Raw genomic sequence first — 19,121 nt, forward strand, 5'->3', positions numbered from 1 at the left:
GGCTTGGAGACATACTTTATGTAAACCAAATTCCAATGAGGGATCGATATTTATGAAAAAGGTCATCATGCTGCTTGTAGATTCGCTTATGCCCGATATTTTGGACGACGCCCTCCGGCACAAAACGGTTCCCGCCTTGCAGTTTCTAATAGACCGGGGCAGGTATTGGCCGAACTGCGTGACGGTGTTTCCCACAATGACGGCGTCGGTCGACAGCTCGCTGCTGACGGGGGAATATCCGGACGCACACAAGGTGCCGGGTTTAATATGGTATGACCCTGAGCGCAAAGAAATCGTCAATTACATAAATGGCTTCTGGTGCGCCAAGCAGCTGGGATTCCACAATTGCATCCGCAATGCTCTGTACAATTTGAACGAGAAGCACTTGAGCAAACAAGTAACGACGATCTTTGAGGAACTCGCCGCCCGGGGGAAAACGTCGGCTGCCATCAACGCGATGATTCACCGCAGTGTAAACAAGCATCCCGTCAAGCTGCCGTTTCCGGTCGATCTTGCGACCGGATTTCGGCTTCGCGGCGACGTTTCCGGTCCCGAAGTGTTGACGTTGGGGAAATTGGTCGAATCCGGATCGGAGCACATATCGGAAGGCAATATCCCCCGGCGTTATTCGAAATTCAGGCGCAACTTGGGAGTTAACGACAGTTACGCCGTCCACGCGGCTAAGGCGCTCGTCCGATCCGGCGATCAGCCGGATTTTATGCTCGTATACTTGCCGGACAACGATCATACGGTACACATACGAAATCCCGCTCATGGGGAAGGGTCGTTGATTAAAGTCGACCGGCAAATCCAGGATTTGTTGAATGAGTTCGGAACGTGGGACGACGCGATCGATCAATGCGTGTTCATCATTATCAGCGACCATGGGCAAACCCGAATCGGCAGCGGGAAGGAGTACAACATCGATCTTGATTTGCTGCTGCAATCGTTCCGCGTACTCCAGCTTGGGGAACCGGTGCGGGATCAAGAGCTGGCGGTCGCGAACAATGAACGCATGGCGTATATATATCCGTTGAAACCGGACATAGAGCAGGAACTCATACGGCACCTCGTAGCGGAATCGCGGCTCGACATCATTGCCTGGAAGGACGGGAAAGGGGTTCGGGTGAAAGAGGGCGGATCGGCGAGGGAAATGTATTTCGAGCCGGGCGGTCGCGTTTCGGATGTGTACGGCAGAAATTGGAATATCTCCGGGGAATGGAAGGTGCTGGATTTGACGGAAGGGGAGGAGCGTGTGGAGTACGGCGATTATCCGGACGTTCTATCCAGGCTGTACGGCGCGCTGTATTCACAAAACATTCCCGTCATCGTGACGACGACCCGGCCGCGGTATGAGCTGAAAAGCAAATTTTATCCGACACACTTGAACGGGGGGAGCCACGGTTCGCTTCACAAGTACGATTCGCTCGTTCCGCTCATCGTGGCCGGTACCGACCATCCTGTCAATGAACCGCCTCGTTTGGTCGATATGAAGCATTTTGTCGTCGAATTATTCGAAGATTCTAGAATTTAACAAGTTTTCACGAAGTGAAAGGAAATTCTAGAATCGCAAGAAAAACTTCCGCTAAATGACGAACCCGCTTCCTGAGTTGCTTCGATAGAAGTTTTTCTTATTCGTGACCGGTGGTGTGTGACAATTCTCACAATTCATGCATAGATTTCTTCCATTATTCACAAAATGAACATGAACTTCAATTGGAATAAGGGAGCAATGTTATGGAATTCCAGAAACAAGGGTTACAGTCCCTGGTTATCGGCATTGACGTAGGCTCGACAACCGTGAAAGCCACCGTTGTGGACCCGGAAAGCAGTCAAATTCTTTGGTCGGACTATCAACGGCACCACACGAAACAGCCGGAGAAAGTGTTGGAATTTCTGATAACGATCGGCAACGAGTTTCCCGACGTCAAGCAGGAAAATATCCGCGTCTTTGTGACCGGCTCCGGCAGCGGTCCGATCGCTCCGCAGATCGGCGCGAAGTTCGTCCAAGAAGTGAATGCGGTTTCGATGGCGGTCGAAAACCTGCACCCCGATGTGGGAAGCGTGATCGAGCTTGGCGGACAGGACGCGAAAATCATCATTTTTAAAGAGAACGAGGAGACCGGCAACAAGCAAGCAATCACCTCGATGAATGATAAATGCGCATCCGGCACCGGCGCCACCATCGACAAGTGCATGATCAAAGTCGGCATGCCGATGGAAGAGGTCGGGAAGCTGCATTTTGACGACAGCAAGCTCCATCACGTAGCGGCCAAGTGCGGCGTGTTTGCGGAAACGGATATCGTGAATCTCGTAAAGAGCGGAATTCCCTCCCCGGAAATTATGTGTTCCCTTGCGGACGCGATCGTAATGCAAAATCTCTCCGTTCTGACGCGCGGAAACACGCTGCGCCATCGCGTTTTGCTGCTTGGCGGTCCGAACACGTATCTGCCCTTCCTTCAGGAATGCTGGCGGCTGCGTATTCCCCAAACTTGGGCGGACCGGGGATATGAGTATCCGAAAGACGTGCCGATTGAGGAATTGATTTTCGTTCCGGAAAATTCGCAGTATTATGCGGCCTACGGCGCCGTGCTTTACGGAATGCACGAACCGGCTGGAGTAGGAGTGTACACGGGACTGGAAGCCCTCAAAGAATTTATTGCGCACGGCCGGAAAGCGAAGCTCGGAGAAAATGCGGGCCCCGCACTGACAAGCAATGTGACGGAATTGGACGATTTCCGCCGGCAATACAGCATTCCGCGCTTTACGCCGGCAACGTTCCATGAAGGTCAGAAAATTAGAGCGGCCATCGGTCTGGACGGGGGATCCACATCGTCGAAAGCGGTATTAGTCGATGAAGATGGAACGATCCTTCTTAAAGAATATCAGTTATCAAAAGGCAACCCTCTGGAAGATACGAAAGAGATGTTAATGCGGATTCAAGATAAGGTGCGTCAGCAAGGCGCGGAGCTGGAAATCATGGGTTTCGGCGCCACCGGTTATGCGGCGGACGTTCTCGAGAAGACGTTGAAGGCGGATGTCAACATTGTGGAGACCGTCGCCCATATGATGAGCGCCGTACATCAATTCGGCGATATCGATGTCATCTGCGATATCGGCGGCCAAGATATTAAAGTGCTGTTCATGAAGAACGGGGATATCCGCAACTTTAAGCTGTCCAATCAATGCTCGGCCGGCAACGGAATGCTGCTGCAAGCGATGGCGGACCAATTCGGCATTCCGATTCAGGAATATGCGGATACGGCCTTCAGCGCGGATCTCAGTCCGAAATTTTCATACGGATGCGCAGTGTTTTTGGATGCGGACCGGGTGAACTTCCAGAAGGAAGGTTATTCGAAAGAAGAGCTCTTGGCCGGTCTTGCTCTTGTCCTGCCGAAGAACGTATGGCAGTATGTCGTGCAAATTCCGCGCATGTCCGAGCTGGGAAGAAAGTTCGTGCTCCAGGGAGGAACCCAGTATAATTTGGCTGCCGTCAAAGCGCAGGTCGATTACATCAAGCAGCGTGTTCCCGACGCGGAAGTGTATGTGCATCCGCACCCGGGAGAAGCGGGAGCGATCGGCGCCGCGATGGAGACGCTGCGTGTCGTGAAGCGCCGGGGATATTCCACGTTCTTAGGTCTCGATTCCGCGATCGGGCTGCGCTATGTGTCCAGAAACGACGAATCGACGCGCTGCAATTTTTGTCCCAACAACTGCAGCCGCACCTTTATCGACTCCGAAACGCCGGACGGGAATACCGCGCGTTACATTTCCGGCTTTTCCTGCGAGAAAGGGACGGTCGAAGATAAAGAAGCCGTCGTCAAATTGACGAGGGAGCGGCAGGAGCTGAAAAAGCATTACCCCAATCTGGTCGATTATGAGGCTCGCCGGATGTTTCAGCATTTCTACGATCCGGAACCGCTGCCCGAACCGGAGACGGCCGTCACGGACAAACAATTGAAAAGGGGCTTGTTCGGTGTAGGCGGGACGCGCAGCGTCGCATTCCGGCGGCAGTTTCAACGTTCGTCCGCCGATGCTGTGGAGCGGCGGCAGCGCATTCGCGTCGGAATTCCTAAAGTGCTGAACATTTGGTCGACCGCTCCCTTCTGGAGGACGTATTTCGAGACGCTCGGCATAGGGCAGAAAAACATAGTGTTCAGCGACTATACAAGCGAGGAAATGTGGCAGGAGGGCGGCAAATACGGCTCCATCGATCCTTGCTATCCGTCCAAGGTGGCTCAAGCGCACGTTCACAATCTATTGTTTAAGCATCATGACAAAATGCCGCTCGATTACATCTTTTTCCCGTGCATTACCCATATCCCGACTCACTTGCACAACGTGATGGATTCCACCAGCTGCCCGATCGTGGCCGGCGCACCGAACGTGATCAAGGCGGCTTTTACGAAAGAAGTGAACTTCTTCGAGAACAGAGGGATCACCTATTTGGATCCGGCGGTCACCTTCACGGAGCCGAACATGATGAAGAAACAGCTGTTCGAGGCGTTTGCCGATCATCTTCAAATTACGGAAGACGAAAGCGACTTTGCCGTCGATGAAGCATGGAAGGCGATGGATCTGTTCGACGCCGAGATGCAGGAGAAGGGCCGGACAATCTTGGAGCAGATGGAAACCGAGAACCGTCTCGCCATCTTGATGATCGGACGCCCGTATCACTCCGATCCCGGTCTGAATCACGGCGTTTTGGAAGAATTTCAGGTGCTGGGGTACCCGATATTGTCCATGCGCTCCATCCCCAAGGATGAAGCGTGGCTGAGACGGTTTTTCAGCGACGACCTGAAGAGCGGAAGAGTGGAATACGCATTGGAAGTTAGCGACGTATGGCCCGAAAACTTCAGCTCGAACAGCGTGCAGAAGGTATGGGCCGCCAAGTTCGCCGCGCGTCACCCCAACGTGGCGGTGCTGGATTTGTCGAGCTTCAAATGCGGACACGACGCTCCGACGTACGGATTGATCGACTCGATCATAACGGCGGCGGGCACGCCGTTCTCCGCGCTGCACGACATCGACGCGAACAAGCCGACCGGCTCGATAAAAATCCGCGTCAAGACGTATGCCCACAGTCTCGGGCTGCATGAAGAGCGGCTGCAGGATTTGGCCCGGAAGAAGGCGGAGCTTCAGCAGCTCATCGAGCAAAAACGCGCCGAACTGCTCGCAACGCAGCGGGACGAGCAAGCCGGGATTATTTAAAACCATAAATAAGGAGGAAGCGAACGATGGCTCTTGACAAACGAGATATCGATGATGATGTCGTCATTGGCATTGAGGAAAAACTGAAGTTGTTTCAAGAGGAACAGGAGAAAGCTTTAGGATTGAATCAGAAAAATCAATGGTTTGACGCCGTGCCACGACAGTTTTTGGCCAAAGACAAAGCGTCGACCACCATTCTATTCGGCGGTCTCACGATGGCTCACGACTACTTGGTCGAAGGCGCGCTGCATGGTCTCGGCTACCGCGTGAAGCATATGGACTGCCCGGACAACGATTCGCTGCGCTACGGCAAAGAGTTCGGCAACCGCGGGCAGTGCAACCCGACATATTTCACCGTCGGCAATCTGATCAAATATTTGACGCATCTCCGCGACGTCGAAGGCAAGTCTAAAGAAGAGATTGTCGGCAGCTATCTCTTCATTACGAGCGGATCCTGCGGTCCGTGCCGCTTCGGCACGTACGTTACGGAGTACCGGAAGGCGCTTCGCGACGCGGGCTTTGACGGGTTTCGCGTTCTGCTGTTCCAGCAGACGGACGGCTTGAAGCAGGCGACCGGCGGGGAATCGGCATTGAAGCTGGATACGTCGTTCTTCTTGAGCTTCTTGAAAGCCGTTCTGATCGGCGACATATTGAACGCGTTGGCTTACCGCATCCGTCCATATGAAGTGGAAGCCGGTTCGACGGACGCCGCCCTTGAGCGCTGCAAGAAGTATTTGTACGACGCGTTCAGCGGCAATAAGCTCTTGTTGCCTGCGCTGCTCAAATGCCGTAAAGAACTGCTGGCCGTTAAGGTTGACCGGCTGCGCGTGAAACCGAAAGTGAGTATTATCGGCGAGTTTTGGGCGATGACGACCGAGGGAGACGGCAACTACGAGCTGCAGCGGTTTTTGGAAAACGAAGGGGCGGAAGTGGAAGTGCAGTCCGTTACGGCGTGGATTTTGTTCCTCATCTGGTCGGGACGCTACGATACGATGAGGCGCATGAACCTTCGCGAAGCGGATTCCGGCAAACACGGCTTGCAAGGGAAAAATCCGCACATGCGCCTGCGCATGCTGTGGGCGGCCGACCGCGTCGTTCGCCTCATGTTCCAAACATACGCGAGAGCCATCGGCCTGCGAGGGTATCACTTGCCTGACATGGAGGAAATTGCGCGCGTAGCCCATCAGCACTATAACAACCATCTTCGCGGCGGGGAAGGCCACATGGAAGTCGGGAAGCTCATCTTAAACGTGAAGAAACGGAAAGTCAACATGACGATCTCCGTCAAGCCGTTCGGCTGCATGCCGTCTTCCGGCGTGTCGGACGGAGTGCAGTCGCTGATCACCGAGAAATACCCGGACGCCATCTTCCTGCCCATCGAAACGACGGGAGACGGCGCGATTAACGTATACAGCAGAGTGCAGATGATGCTGTTCAAAGCGAAGCAGGCTGCACAGAAAGAATTTGAAGAGGCTTTGCGGAAAAAAGGGTTAACGGCGGACCATCTGCAGAGAATGTCGGTGCGTTCGAAATTTGCTCATCCGCTGCGGACGAGCCGCCATGTCGTTGCGTGCACTGCGGCAAACTTCGTATACGGCGCACGGGGGTTGTTCAACAAGCTTTCGTTCCGCCGGAACAAACAGGAGCTTCAGGGGATATAACTCTTATTCAATGCAAATGATTTAACGCAAATGGCGACCCGTGGGGTCGCCATTTCTTCGCGGGACAATTACCTTCCTACAATGAATGCAAGTCCGTGATGCACCTCCGGAATGGCAATAAGGTCAATTTTTGACCCTATACGTAGGAATAGGGTAAAAAATTGACCTCATAAAGTATAAGTTTTGATTGCGGTGGTTTCTTTGAACGTAGTTCGAACAAGTTTATATCCGTTCACAATTTGTACCGCTAGCCTGCTTTATATTAACAAGTTCAATATTTAATGTTAAAAAAGGATCGCACTTATTTATATTTATTAACGAAAAAAACGGAGCGCCGCACCGTTGCGGCACGTACTCCGTCTTGAAATCTGTAAGGCTATGTACCGCCTCGGCTCGTTCACCGCTGCAAGCTGGTTCTCGGTTCTCTTCTCACGCCTCTGAGCTTTGGATTGCATGTTCCCAACTCGGAAAATAATACAACGCATTTTTTAACAGTTGAGGATGTGTCTGCTTTATTTTCTTCTTGTTAAGCGCATCCCCGCCTTGTCGCAATTTTCTGATCTCCTCAAGAACATCCAAAATGCTCATGTTAGACTCCATGTGTGTCTCCTTTCAGTTGTGGTATTTTGAGGTTACTACCATAGCATGTCCATCATCCGCATCAAATAATCAGAAAATTCAATCTATTTCCCTTATCCTTACATTGGTGGATATTCGTTACAGTTACAGCCGCGCAGCGGGGTTATCCGTTCTACGATATATACGGGTGCGGGGTAATGCGGAGACACTTCCCACACCCGTAACTAGCTTAGCGTACAAGTTTTCACGAATTATCAGCAATTCTAAACTTTCAAGAAAACCTTCCGCCAAATGTTTATTTATAAAAACCGCCGGTGATGCTTCTTGCCGTCGTACGTGAACACGATGCTTTTGCCTTCGACGACCGTCTCCATATGAACCGTGCGCTGCCAGAGCTCGAACACGTTGGGAAGCGTCCGCTCGAGATGCTTCATATCAAGCTCGACGCCTTCGTACGCATGCTTCAAGTACAATTCGCCGTTGCGCAAATAATCTCCGTCTTGGACGTAGATGACCGGAATGCCTCCGTTGATGCGGGAAGCGGCAAGCTGGTTGCGGACGTTCTCCCATGCGTTATCGGTGACCACCCACTCCTGGCCTTTGCGTTCGAAAACAAACAGATCGAGGTCTTCCACCAATTCTTTGGTAAGAAAGTTTCGCAGAAACGAAACATCGTTATCGAGCTCTCTAACCTCGAACATGTGGTCTCTGCCGTACCTCTTTTCGATGTCTTCGAATATTTTGAATCCTAGATAGTAAGGGTTAAGGGTAACGCGGGACGGCACGACGACGGACGAGTTGAGTTTGGAATATTCAATCGTTTCTTCCGGCGTAAGATCCAATTCCCGCATAATGCGGGTATGCCAATACGAAGCCCAGCCTTCGTTCATGATTTTCGTCTCGATTTGCGGCCAGAAGTAAAGCATCTCTTCGTGGAGCACCGACAAGATGTCGCGCTGCCACTCCTCCATGTCCCGAGCGTATCTCTCAATAAACCAAACCAAGTCCTTCTCCGGCTTCGGCGGGAACTTCCTCTTCTCCGGCGTTTCGTTCGCGCCGCCCGCAGCCGCTTCGGCGTCCATCTGCCATAAGTCGTCGTATGGGGACAAAGGCGCCGTCCTTCGTTTCTGGGATTGCGAATGTTCTTGCTCTTTCGGCATCAAGAAACGTTCCGTACGAAACTTGCCGGGATCCACGTTCTCCTGGATGGATAAAGCCGCATCCAAGAACCGCTCGACATTGTCCGTGCCGTAGTCCATCTCGTATTGCCGGATTCTTTCCGCGGTCGAAGCCATTCGTTCCACCATGTCCCGGTTCGTTCGGGAGAAGTGGGCGTTGTTTTTGAAGAAATCGCAGTGCGCGAGCACGTGGGCGACGATCAGTTTATTTTGGATTAGAGAGTTGCCTTCAAGCAAAAAAGCGTAACAAGGATCGGAGTTGATGACAAGCTCGTATATTTTCGATAATCCCAGGTCGTAATGCGTCTTCATGCGGTGAAACGTCTTGCCGAAGCTCCAATGGCTGAATCGCGTCGGCATGCCGTACGCTCCGAATGTGTAAATAATGTCGGCCGGACAAATTTCGTAGCGCATCGGATAAAAATCAAGCCCGAAGCTTCGGGCGACATCGGTTATTTCCGCAATGGCCGATTCCAACGCCTTTATTTCACGCGAGTCCATCGGATGATCTTCACCTCGGTTAGCTGGTTTTCGCAAAAAACGTTCGAAGCGCCTTATGCACCTCTCCTTTTTCCCTGATAATGCAGTATTTGAACCCCGGATTATTCATGCTTCGATAAGCGGACATCAGGGTGCTGTTGCGGTTGTATTGATTCACTTCGCCGTATCCGAACATATTGCTGTGCTTTAACAGCTCGGCTATGAGCTTGACGCACCGGTCGTTGTCGCTCGTCAAGTTGTCGCCGTCGGAGAAGTGGAACGGATAAATGTTGTACTGCGCGACGGGAAATCTCTTTTCGATAATATCAAGCGCCTTCTGGTATGCGGAAGAACAAATCGTTCCGCCGCTCTCACCCTTGGTGAAAAACTCTTCCTCTGTAACTTCTCTCGCTTCGGTATGGTGCGCGATAAAGACGATGTCCACATGCTCATACTTCCGGCGCAAAAACCGGGTCATCCAGAAGAAAAAGCTGCGAGCGACGTATTTCTCGAACGCCCCCATGGAGCCGGATGTGTCCATCATCGCCATGATCGCCGCATTCGAAGCCGGCTTCACCGTGATTTCCCACGTCTTGAACCGCAGGTCGTCGGGAGTTATGTTGCCGAAGCCGCCGATGCCTTGGGTCGTATTGCGGCGCAAATTTTCAAGCAGCGTCCGCTTCTTGTCGATGTTGGCCATCATGCCCTTCTTCCGGACGTCGGTGAAACGGATTTTTTCGGTGGTGAGTTCCTGTTTTTGAGTTTCGCGAAGATTCGGCAGTTCCCAGTCTTCGAACAACACGTTCTCCATCTCTTCGATATCGACGTCGGCTTCATATATGTCCTCGCCGGGAGAATCGCCTGCTCCGTTGCCTGAACCGCTGCCGTCGGCAGAGGCGGACGGATCTCTGCCGAGCACGTCGCCTACTTTCGTATCGCCGTCGCCTTGGCCTACATGTTTGCTTTTGCCATAGTTGTAGCGGAAGCGATATTCGTCCAGGCTCTTCATCGGCACCCGCACTTGCTTGCGCCCGTCGGAAAGAATGATGCTTTCGTCGGAAACGAGATCGGGCAGATTGTTTTTCAAAGCTTCGCGGATTTTTTCTTGATGGCGTGTCTGATCTTGATAGCCTTTGCGATGGAGGGACCAATCTTCACGGGAGACGATAAACAAAGATTCTGTCATGGAACGGGAGCACCTCCTTTTAACTAACAGTATATTCGGGAGAGGTGCAAGAATTGCTGACTAACGCAAATAATAGGAGCGATTCGGTTGGCGGTCAACTTATGACCTTATGTCGTGCCGCCTCCTCCTCCCGCCTCTCCCCTTTCGGCGGCGCAAGAGGCGGGAGTATCGGCAAGGCAAGAAGGCGGTAATTCCGGCGCCGCTGAGTCTATATGGCGCCGCCTGTCAACCCGGCAATGAGCCCGATGACGAACAAGACGGCAAACACGCCGACGATCAGCGAGTTAAACACGGTGCCGAGTATGGAGAATAGCTTGGCTCTATCCTTCTGAAACAGCCCGACGATTCCCAAGATCGCGCCGACGAAAGACAGGATGACGAAGATGAACATCCCGAAGCCCGCCGCTGCGATCGCCCCCAAATTGCCGGGAAGCGGCGCGTCGGGATTCAACGCTGCCGGATCGGTCATAACACCCCCGAACATCGCGGCTATGGCGACCATGCACGCCACGAGACCGACGATGGAGACGATGGAGATGATGAATGAAGCAATGCCGATGCCCGAATGTTTTTTGTCAGGGGAAGCAATGTCGGCGTCGGAACGGTTCCCGAGGTTATCGTGAGTCTCGTTTGATTTGTTTATCTCGTGCGACCCGTGCTCGTTTTCCATATAAAAGACTCCTTTGCGATGCGAAAGTAATTGAAATTGAGGTTTTCCTTTTTATGAATAATCATATATCATTCTAATGGGTAGTTTGCACCAAAAGAAAGGAGAAGATTTTGATGCTGCGAACATTTTTCACAATAGGGGCCTTCAGCGCGTTGCTCTCGGTGGCGTTGGGGGCGTTCGGCGCACACGGATTGCAATTGCCAGAACGATACGCGGATACGTATCAAACCGCCGCGGAATACCATATGGCTCACTCTCTTGCGCTGCTGATCGTCGGGCTTGCGGGAGATCGCGTGTCCAAGAAACGGTTGGCTGTCTGGGCAGGTCGCCTGTTCATCCTCGGGATTGTGTTGTTTTCCGGCAGTTTATACGTTCTCAGCATTACGGAAATCGGCGTGCTGGGGGCAATAACACCGCTCGGAGGGGCGGCTTTCTTGGCGGGATGGGCATTGCTTGGCGTCTCTGTTTATAAGCCATAGCAAATATTTTGCAAAATTTTCATTATGCAGGAAGGAATTCGTCAAATTACGACAAATACTTACATAGTTAGATATAGATTTACCGATTGCAACGGACCATCGCAGCAGACACAACCGTTGATTCAAGCTTGGGAAGGGGGATGGCCGTGAAAAATACTCGTTTCTATACTCTAATGTTCTCTGTTTCGGCCATCTATTTCGCTGCAATGGCGTTTTGGTTAATAACCGATGACTGGAATTTGCCGGATATTTTGTTTTTGGCGGTTTCGATCGGATGTTTCGTAATTGTGAGTCGAAGACTCATTATCCGCATTCACGAGCGCGCCGACGCGGAAAAGCAGATGGAGCGCCAACTGCAAACGAAAGACGAAGTGTTCTCCTCACTGTTCGATTCCATGCCGATGGCGATTTCCGTTGTCAATCGCGACGGAACGTTCGCAAGAACGAATCCGGCTTCCTATTTGATTACCGGCTACAATCCCGATAACTTCACGGGCAAACCGTTCACCGATTACGTTCACGAGGATTATCTCGACTTGACGGTCGACCGGTTCCGGCGGACGTTGAAAGGGGAAGTTTTGACGTTCGATACCGTAATCCGGAATAAAGACGGTCACAAGGTGGAGCTTCAAGTGACCAGCGTTCCGGTGGCCGACGGGGAGTCCGTTTCGGGAATCATCGCAATATATAATGACGTTACCGCGAAACGCAGAACGGAAGAGCGAATCAAACACTTAGCATACTACGACGATTTAACGGGCTTGCCGAACCGCAGACTGTTCCGGGAATTGTTGACCGAACAGCTTTACTCTCGCAGAAGCGGAAGCGTCTATGTTTTGTTATTGAACATTGACAGGTTCAAGTTTGTGAACAGTTCCTTGGGACAAGATTTCGGAGACGTCCTGCTCTTGCAGCTGGCGGATCGAATTCATCAAAGCGTCGGCGGCAAAGGCGTGACCGCACGCATGGAGGGCGACGAGTTTGCCGTGCTGTACATGGACGATTCGGGAGAGACCGACCCTTCCGGCATAGCGAATGCGATTTTTGCCCAGTTGGAGTCGCCCTTCTCCATCCAGCAATACACTTTGCATATTACCGTCAGCGTCGGGATCGCGGAGTGCGGGACAGCGGGCGATTTCGACGAAACGGAAGTGTTAAAGAACGCGGGGATCGCTCTTTCCAAGGCGAAGGAGAAAGGTAAAAACCATTTCGAGCTGTTCAAGCCGGAGATGAACGAAACGTATGTGAAAAAGTTCAACCTGGAGAACGATTTGCGCACAGCGATTCAGAAAGAACAATTTTTCCTGCTCTATCAGCCTCAATTCCGGATCGAGACGGGGGAAATGATCGGGACCGAAGCATTGATTCGTTGGCGCCACCCGGAGCGCGGAGTCGTCTCTCCGGGCGAATTTATTCCCATTGCCGAAGAAACGGGTTTGATCGTTCCATTAAGCGAGTGGGTTCTTCGAGAAGCGTGCAGGCAAAATAAAGCTTGGCAAGATCAAGGATTTCCGGCGGTTCCGGTATCCGTCAACTTGTCCATGAGACAGTTCTTGCAGCCGAATTTGACCGAGAGAATCGCCGAGTTCTTGGATGAAACATCGCTCAGTCCCCAATACCTGGAGCTTGAAATAACGGAAAGCATGACGATGGACGTTGAATTCGCCACAGCCGCGTTAATGAGTTTAAAGAGGCTGGGCATCCGGATATCCATCGATGATTTCGGAACGGGCTATAGTTCTTTGAATTACTTGAAAAATTTTCCCGTGGACAAGCTTAAGATAGACAGAAGCTTCGTTCGCGATATTTTGGAAGACCCGCATAACGCCGCCATCGTCCGCACTATCATCACGATGGCCCATCACATGAAGCAAACCGTGATTGCAGAGGGAGTCGAAACCCAGGAACAGCTCGGTTTCTTGCGCCGGTACGCATGTGACGAGATTCAGGGATATTTGATGAGTCCTCCGGTTTCCGAGGACAAGATCAGGAATCTTCTGCAGGCTTGGAAAGAAACGGCCTCAGGCCGCGTCTGACTATGTACATATGAGTAGGAGCCCGCTCAATCCCAGAGTCGGGCTCCTTCAATTTTTTAGATGAAGTACGGACCGCCGTAGTAACCGGTTCCCGGATATCCATACCACGGGTATCCGCCGCCGTAACTGTACGCGTAAGGTCCGTAGACGTAAGGGCTTGCGCCTATCGCGGCAAGGTCGAACAGCACCAGCGGCAGCAACGCTTTCGTTTTCACGGTTTTTCCTTTCCCGCTCCGCAACAGCAATTGATTGCCTTGTATCTTGACGAGCTTGCCCGACACAAGGGTGCCGTCCTTTTTACGTGCGATGACATGCTTCCCTACCAGACTTTTGACTTGCTGCTTCGTAACGCCTCTCTCCAAAATGTATCCCTCCCTCAAGTAAGCTCCATTTAGCGTATTCTCCTACTTTTCGGCTGTGTGGATGCCTGTCCCCGAATGCGAAAGTTTATGTCGCGAACAAATTGCTCATGCTGCCGGTCCTAAACTCCGCACGGACGAAGGCGTACCGCCATACAATGAAGAAAACCGTCAAAATCGCCGGGAAAGGAGTCGGTTCCAAAGCCATGATAAGAATGGTCCCGATTGAAATACAAGGACACACCGCAGTCGGCATTGAAGTGAAATTGCCTAAGACAAATTTGGTTGCCGTGACTACCGATAAAGGTTATATCATGTGCGGAGCGCTTGATGTCGCGCTGCTGAACGACCGATTGAAAGACCGAGGCATCGTCGCCGCCCGGGCTGTAGGGGTGAAGACGTTGGAGGAGTTGTTGGATGCGCCTTTGGAATCGGTGACGCACGAAGCGACAAAACTAGGGGTAACACCGGGGATGAAAGGTTCCGAGGCTGTATTAAGGATGCTTTAATACAAAAAGGTGTAGCGGGTTCAACATAACCGCTACACCAACTTAAAATATTATTGAAACAACTTAGGCAGATTGATGTGAAACGGCGGCCGCACGATCCCCTTCTCTGTGATGATGGCTGTAACGTATTCGTTCGGAGTAACGTCGAACGCCGGATTGTATACCTTCACGCCTATGGGGGCGGTGCGTTTGCCGAAGCCTTCGGTAATTTCCCCTTCATGCCGCTCTTCTATCGGAATGTCCGCGCCGGTCGCCGTCGCAAGATCGATGGTCGACAGCGGACACGCTACATAGAACGGTATGCCGTGCGCTTTAGCCAATACGGCGACGCCGTACGTGCCGATTTTATTGGCTACGTCTCCGTTCGCGGCGACACGGTCCGTACCTACGATCACAGCATTGATCCAGCCTTTGGACATCACCATGCCGGCCATGTTGTCCGTTATTAACGTTACGTCGACTCCCGCGCGCATGAGCTCGAATGCGGTTAACCGGGCTCCTTGAAGCACCGGCCGGGTTTCATCCGCAAATACGCGCAGGTTCCAGCCGCGTTCTTTGGCCAGATACAGCGGCGCGAGCGCCGTGCCGTATTTGGCTGTCGCCAACCCGCCCGCGTTGCAGTGGGTCAGAACACCGTAACCTTCCTCAAACAATTCCAACGCATATTCGCCGATTCGGCGGTTCGTCTCCTCGTCTTCCGATTGGATGAGGATCGCTTCCTGCAGCAGCGTTTCTTTTAACGCCTCGGGAGAGACGCCGGCAGCTGCGGCTTCCTGCGCTTTGGCTGCGAGACGGTCGAGCGCCCAAAACAAATTGACGGCCGTCGGGCGCGAGGTTGCCAAATAATCGCGCTGCCGCTTTATGGAGTCAAGCAGCTCCGGCACGTCTCCCGTCTGATCCCGCACTCCCATATATAAACCGTATGCCGCGGCAATCCCGATTGCGGGAGCGCCCCGCACCTTCAACTCCCGGATCGCTTCCCACACGCCGACGGAAGACGATAATTTCAAGTATACGACTTCCTCCGGCAAAAGCCGTTGATCGAGCAGCTCCAAGTGATCGGAGTTCCACCGGACGGACTGCAGCCAACCTTCGTTCATTTGTTTACACGCCTTCCTTCATGGCTGTTTCGCGCCTTGCGATATCCCGAATTTCTTCAATCGAAGACGCCGAGCGATGATGTTTGATGAGCGCTTTACCGATCGCAAGAGCGGTGCGCTGCGCCCGTTCGCGCCGCGACGGGTCTTGAATGCCGTCAATGTCCGCCACATGCGCCAGTCCGATGACGCGGCGAACCATTTTGCAGCCGGCGTAACCGAATGTGTCCTTCAGCAGCTCCGGCAAAAACAGATCCAAATAGCCGGATTCGCGAAGCATGCGGTCCGCGCAATGCTCGGCCCAAAGCCGCCGGAAGCGGGTTTCGAACTCGGTCCACACACCGGCAACCGTGTCCAACAGATAGGAACGGAACTGGTCGAGCCGGTTACCGTCCGCCATTCTCCCGGCTTGAGCCGCGTAGTTCAGAAGCAGATTTGCAATCACGGCGCCGATGTCGAAGCCCATTGGGCCGTAATAAGCAAATTCGGGATCGATCACTTTCGTCGACGAAGGCGTAACAAAGATGGAGCCCGTATGCAAATCTCCGTGCAGGAGCGCCTGAGCCTTCGTCAAGAAGCCATGGCGCAAGCGGGCGACTTCGCCGTGCAGTTGAGTATCCGCCCAAATCGTCTTTACTTCGTCGCGGACCGCCTCGTCAAAGTTGTTCGTTTCCGCATCGGTATACGGGTGGTCGAAAATTAAATCCTCCGTTATTTTGCACAGCTCCGGGTTGGTGAAACGCGCGGCCTGAACCTTCTTATCCTGCTGGTTCATTCCGAAGTCCGACGTGAAAAATAATGTGTTCGCCAAAAATTGCCCGATGTCGGAAGCGAACTGCGGATACATATTGCCGTCGCTTAAACCCCGGCGCATAATGACGTGGTCGCTTAAATCTTCCATCACAGTCAATGCCAAATCCGGCTCGTATTCGTACACTTCAGGGACGAGTCCCGGGCACAATCGGCCTTGGATGATCAGCGCTTCGCTCTCGATGCGCGCCCGGTCCAGCGTCAACGGCCACGATTCGCCTACAACTTTTGCATAAGGAAGAGCCTGCTTCATAATGATGCTGCGTCCGGATTGTTTGTCGCTGATATGAAAAACAAGATTCAAATTGCCGTCGCCGATTTCCCGGCTGACAAGAGCCGCCCCCGGTTCGAACATCCCGGGAATCGCTCTCGCCCGTTCGATCGCTTCGGCTTCCGATAACGGATGGTACTGTGCCATGAGCTTTAACCTGCCTTTTCTATATTGAAACATTTTCTCCATAGTATACGGCATCGTTCCGTCAGATGAAAATAATGCATTCACAAGAAAAACCTCCTCTATATGCGGTCCGGCTTCCTTGAATGCGCATCGATAGAAGTTTTTGTCATAAAAATTTGAAGCGGGACGCAACATAATGGTATGATGAAAAAGGAAGGTGAAAGCGCACGTTATGGTTATTGCTCAGGAGGGAACGGCAATCGGAACGAACGATAAAGTTGCTGCCGCATTAAACAAGCAAATAGCGAATTGGAACGTCCTGTATGTGAAGCTTCACAATTTTCATTGGTTTGTCAAAGGACAGCAATTTTTCACGCTGCATCTGAAGTTTGAAGAATTGTATAACGAAGCCGCACTGCACATCGACGAGTTGGCTGAGCGCGTTCTTGCGATCGGGGGACGGCCGCTTGCCACGATGAAGGAATATTTGGCGGAATCGTCCGTGAGAGAAGCGTCCGGGAACGAGAACGCTTCGGGAATGGTGAGCTCCGTCGCCTCCGACTTCCGAACCTTGATCGGCGAACTGAAACAGGGTATGGAAGCGGCGCAAGCCGCGGGGGACGAAACAACGGCGGATATGCTGCTGGCTATCCATACATCGCTTGAAAAGCACGTTTGGATGCTGACTTCCTTTAACGAATCTTAACGGCACAGAACACCTGCCTCCGCGCGAAGCAGGTGTTTTATTTAACAGGTCATCTACGTCCTTCAAAGTGCCGTTTAGCCGATAGATGAAATAATGCAGCGGCAAAGGCTGCCGCTAGACAACGAGATGGGAGATTCGCCGAAATGTAAGAGGCTCTTAAAGCTTGTTTTTCGGGGAGGAACGATTGATGAATACGAACTTTATCGCCCTGAAGGAATGGGCTTCCGCGATCGAAGCGTTCACGGACGGGCGCCAAATCATCGCTTTGCGCAAAGGCGGGATCCATGAGGAAACGAGAGAGTTCAAGCTCGAAAGCGACTCGTTCTTGTTTTTTCCGGCTTACGAGCATCAGAAGGAGCATTTGATTAAGGAGCAATACCGGCACTATGTGTCCGATGTCATGCGCCGAAGGGCGCCTGACGATCAGACGTTCGAGATCAGAGCGTGGGCCGAAGTCGTCGAAGACGTTCCGATCCGCGATGAGAATCAGTTGAAGGCGATCGACGATTTTCATATATGGACTGACGATTATGCGCAAGAACGTTTGCGGTGGAAACGAACGCAGCCCCTCCACTGCTTGCTGTTGCGCGTTCATGTGCTTGAGCGGCCGGTAACGGTATATAACGATGCCGCGTTTACGGGGTGCAAATCGTGGATTCGATTGGAGCTTCCCGCCGTTTTGCCGGACAGCCGTCCCGCAATGAGCGGCGAAACGTTCAGCAGAACGGTTGCCGACATAAAAAAGAAGCTGAGCGAATTCGAAAGCGGCAACTAGAACGGCTTGGCCAAAATGTCCGCTGTTAATGGTTCCTTGATTGTTACCCTCCAATTATAATAAAATTAAGTATTGAGAATCACTGAGAATCAATTTAGAATGATTATAAGAAGAAAAGAATTCTGGAAGGGGTTTATGAGAATGAGCAATGCGCCTGTGTTGACAATAGAAAATCTTCGATCGGAGATCGAAGGCAAAGAAATCCTTAAAGGATTGTCTTTGGAAATAAAGGGCGGCGAAATTCACGCCATCATGGGTCCGAACGGAACCGGCAAAAGCACATTGGCTTCCGCGCTGATGGGACACCCGAAGTATGAGGTGACCGGAGGAAGCGTAACGCTCGACGGCGAGGACGTGCTTGAGATGGGTGTCGACGAGCGGGCGCTGGCCGGGTTGTTCTTGGCGATGCAGTATCCAAGCGAAATTACGGGCGTGACGAACGCCGACTTCTTGCGCAGCGCGATCAACGCGCGCCGCGGAGAAGGCAACGAAGTTTCGCTGATTAAGTTTATCCGCCAGATGGAAAGCAAGATGAAAGAGCTGGATATGGATCCCCAATTCATGCACCGCTACCTTAATGAAGGCTTCTCCGGCGGGGAGAAGAAGCGCAATGAAATTTTGCAGATGATGATGCTTGAACCGCGCATCGTCATCCTGGACGAAATCGATTCCGGCCTTGACATCGACGCCCTGAAGATCGTAGCGGCTGGCGTCAACGCGATGCGTTCGGCCGAGCGCACCTTCTTGATCATCACCCACTATCAGCGCTTGTTAAATTATATTAAGCCGGATTTCGTTCATGTCATGATGCAGGGAAGAATTGTTAAATCCGGAGGTGCGGAGCTTGCCGAACGGCTTGAAGCGGAAGGTTACGACTGGGTGAAGGAAGAACTCGGAATCGAAGACGAGACGGTAGGCGGAAATGACAAAGATGAATTCGTCGTGCCGATGAATACCACCGCACCGAAATTTTCGTAAGGGGGTGGAG

16 protein-coding genes are annotated in these 19,121 nt (G+C 52.3%); 9 read left to right on the forward strand and 7 right to left on the reverse strand.

Annotated elements, in window-relative coordinates:
* The first annotated feature begins 52 nt into the window (after positions 1-52).
* The 3 genes from JET16_RS09815 (at position 53) to JET16_RS09825 (ending at position 6,872) form a co-directional block, all read left to right on the forward strand.
* Complete coding sequence (locus JET16_RS09815; protein WP_199615656.1) at positions 53-1,534, forward strand: alkaline phosphatase family protein; 1,482 nt, start codon at positions 53-55, stop codon at positions 1,532-1,534.
* Between the two features lie 203 nt (positions 1,535-1,737).
* The gene (locus tag JET16_RS09820) at positions 1,738-5,211 is read left to right on the forward strand and encodes a BadF/BadG/BcrA/BcrD ATPase family protein (protein WP_199615657.1); all 3,474 of its coding nucleotides are present in this window, start codon (positions 1,738-1,740) and stop codon (positions 5,209-5,211) included.
* Between the two features lie 26 nt (positions 5,212-5,237).
* Positions 5,238-6,872, forward strand: a complete 1,635-nt coding sequence (locus JET16_RS09825; RefSeq protein WP_199615658.1) for a 2-hydroxyglutaryl-CoA dehydratase — start codon at positions 5,238-5,240, stop codon at positions 6,870-6,872.
* Positions 6,873-7,301: 429 nt separating this feature from the next.
* On the opposite strand, the gene JET16_RS09830 is transcribed toward JET16_RS09825, so the two are convergent.
* The 4 genes from JET16_RS09830 to JET16_RS09845 all read right to left on the reverse strand — a co-directional run bounded on the left by JET16_RS09830 (position 7,302) and on the right by JET16_RS09845 (position 10,965).
* On the reverse strand, positions 7,302-7,472 hold the full coding sequence (locus JET16_RS09830; RefSeq protein ID WP_199615659.1) for a hypothetical protein: 171 nt from the start codon (positions 7,470-7,472) through the stop codon (positions 7,302-7,304).
* 278 nt (positions 7,473-7,750) lie between these two features.
* On the reverse strand, positions 7,751-9,130 hold the full coding sequence (locus JET16_RS09835) for a SpoVR family protein (RefSeq protein ID WP_199615660.1): 1,380 nt from the start codon (positions 9,128-9,130) through the stop codon (positions 7,751-7,753).
* A 19-nt stretch (positions 9,131-9,149) separates the two neighbouring features.
* A complete protein-coding gene (gene yhbH / locus JET16_RS09840) occupies positions 9,150-10,295 on the reverse strand; it encodes a sporulation protein YhbH (RefSeq protein WP_199615661.1) in 1,146 nt (381 codons plus the stop codon).
* Positions 10,296-10,503: 208 nt separating this feature from the next.
* Positions 10,504-10,965, reverse strand: a complete 462-nt coding sequence (locus JET16_RS09845; RefSeq protein ID WP_199615662.1) for a hypothetical protein — start codon at positions 10,963-10,965, stop codon at positions 10,504-10,506.
* A 116-nt stretch (positions 10,966-11,081) separates the two neighbouring features.
* Here JET16_RS09845 and JET16_RS09850 point away from each other — a divergent pair, with 116 nt between their 5' ends.
* Together JET16_RS09850 and JET16_RS09855 are read left to right on the forward strand one after the other, a co-directional pair.
* Positions 11,082-11,444 carry a DUF423 domain-containing protein gene (locus JET16_RS09850; protein ID WP_199615751.1) on the forward strand — a complete coding sequence of 121 codons (363 nt, stop codon included), beginning with the start codon at positions 11,082-11,084 and terminating at the stop codon, positions 11,442-11,444.
* 146 nt (positions 11,445-11,590) lie between these two features.
* Positions 11,591-13,480 carry a putative bifunctional diguanylate cyclase/phosphodiesterase gene (locus tag JET16_RS09855; protein WP_199615663.1) on the forward strand — a complete coding sequence of 630 codons (1,890 nt, stop codon included), beginning with the start codon at positions 11,591-11,593 and terminating at the stop codon, positions 13,478-13,480.
* Between the two features lie 56 nt (positions 13,481-13,536).
* Here JET16_RS09855 and JET16_RS09860 read toward each other — a convergent pair whose 3' ends face one another.
* Positions 13,537-13,842, reverse strand: a complete 306-nt coding sequence (locus JET16_RS09860; RefSeq protein ID WP_199615664.1) for a hypothetical protein — start codon at positions 13,840-13,842, stop codon at positions 13,537-13,539.
* Between the two features lie 203 nt (positions 13,843-14,045).
* Here JET16_RS09860 and JET16_RS09865 point away from each other — a divergent pair, with 203 nt between their 5' ends.
* Positions 14,046-14,348 (forward strand): YunC family protein, encoded by a 303-nt coding sequence (locus JET16_RS09865; protein WP_199615752.1) that lies wholly within the window; start codon positions 14,046-14,048, stop codon positions 14,346-14,348.
* A gap of 50 nt (positions 14,349-14,398) precedes the next feature.
* Here the strand turns inward: JET16_RS09865 and mtnA are convergent, their stop codons facing one another.
* Both mtnA and mtnK read right to left on the reverse strand, forming a co-directional pair.
* On the reverse strand, positions 14,399-15,448 hold the full coding sequence (mtnA, locus tag JET16_RS09870) for an S-methyl-5-thioribose-1-phosphate isomerase (protein ID WP_199615665.1): 1,050 nt from the start codon (positions 15,446-15,448) through the stop codon (positions 14,399-14,401).
* A gap of 4 nt (positions 15,449-15,452) precedes the next feature.
* A complete protein-coding gene (gene mtnK, locus JET16_RS09875; RefSeq protein ID WP_199615753.1) occupies positions 15,453-16,673 on the reverse strand; it encodes an S-methyl-5-thioribose kinase in 1,221 nt (406 codons plus the stop codon).
* 211 nt (positions 16,674-16,884) lie between these two features.
* Between mtnK and JET16_RS09880 the strand changes: the two genes are divergently transcribed.
* The 3 genes from JET16_RS09880 to sufC all read left to right on the forward strand — a co-directional run bounded on the left by JET16_RS09880 (position 16,885) and on the right by sufC (position 19,111).
* On the forward strand, positions 16,885-17,358 hold the full coding sequence (locus JET16_RS09880) for a Dps family protein (RefSeq protein WP_199615666.1): 474 nt from the start codon (positions 16,885-16,887) through the stop codon (positions 17,356-17,358).
* Between the two features lie 187 nt (positions 17,359-17,545).
* Positions 17,546-18,133: a DUF1802 family protein gene (locus JET16_RS09885; protein ID WP_199615667.1), complete on the forward strand. Its 588-nt coding sequence runs from the start codon at positions 17,546-17,548 to the stop codon at positions 18,131-18,133.
* A 141-nt stretch (positions 18,134-18,274) separates the two neighbouring features.
* Complete coding sequence (sufC, locus tag JET16_RS09890) at positions 18,275-19,111, forward strand: Fe-S cluster assembly ATPase SufC (RefSeq protein ID WP_199615668.1); 837 nt, start codon at positions 18,275-18,277, stop codon at positions 19,109-19,111.
* Positions 19,112-19,121: the final 10 nt, after the last annotated feature.

This window comes from Paenibacillus alkalitolerans (genome assembly GCF_016482785.1).
In the GTDB taxonomy this organism is placed as follows: domain Bacteria; phylum Bacillota; class Bacilli; order Paenibacillales; family YIM-B00363; genus Paenibacillus_AE; species Paenibacillus_AE alkalitolerans.

Excerpts from the sequence above, each read along its gene's own strand:
- JET16_RS09865 (WP_199615752.1), top strand. The coding sequence starts at position 14,046 with ATGATAAGAATGGTCCCGATTGAAATACAAGGACACACCGCAGTCGGC.
- yhbH (WP_199615661.1), bottom strand. The coding sequence starts at position 10,295 with ATGACAGAATCTTTGTTTATCGTCTCCCGTGAAGATTGGTCCCTCCAT.
- mtnA (WP_199615665.1), bottom strand. The coding sequence starts at position 15,448 with ATGAACGAAGGTTGGCTGCAGTCCGTCCGGTGGAACTCCGATCACTTG.
- JET16_RS09820 (WP_199615657.1), top strand. The coding sequence starts at position 1,738 with ATGGAATTCCAGAAACAAGGGTTACAGTCCCTGGTTATCGGCATTGAC.
- JET16_RS09825 (WP_199615658.1), top strand. The coding sequence starts at position 5,238 with ATGGCTCTTGACAAACGAGATATCGATGATGATGTCGTCATTGGCATT.
- JET16_RS09880 (WP_199615666.1), top strand. The coding sequence starts at position 16,885 with ATGGTTATTGCTCAGGAGGGAACGGCAATCGGAACGAACGATAAAGTT.
- JET16_RS09815 (WP_199615656.1), top strand. The coding sequence starts at position 53 with ATGAAAAAGGTCATCATGCTGCTTGTAGATTCGCTTATGCCCGATATT.
- JET16_RS09845 (WP_199615662.1), bottom strand. The coding sequence starts at position 10,965 with ATGGAAAACGAGCACGGGTCGCACGAGATAAACAAATCAAACGAGACT.
- mtnK (WP_199615753.1), bottom strand. The coding sequence starts at position 16,673 with ATGGCACAGTACCATCCGTTATCGGAAGCCGAAGCGATCGAACGGGCG.
- JET16_RS09835 (WP_199615660.1), bottom strand. The coding sequence starts at position 9,130 with ATGGACTCGCGTGAAATAAAGGCGTTGGAATCGGCCATTGCGGAAATA.
- JET16_RS09885 (WP_199615667.1), top strand. The coding sequence starts at position 17,546 with ATGAATACGAACTTTATCGCCCTGAAGGAATGGGCTTCCGCGATCGAA.
- JET16_RS09830 (WP_199615659.1), bottom strand. The coding sequence starts at position 7,472 with ATGGAGTCTAACATGAGCATTTTGGATGTTCTTGAGGAGATCAGAAAA.
- sufC (WP_199615668.1), top strand. The coding sequence starts at position 18,275 with ATGAGCAATGCGCCTGTGTTGACAATAGAAAATCTTCGATCGGAGATC.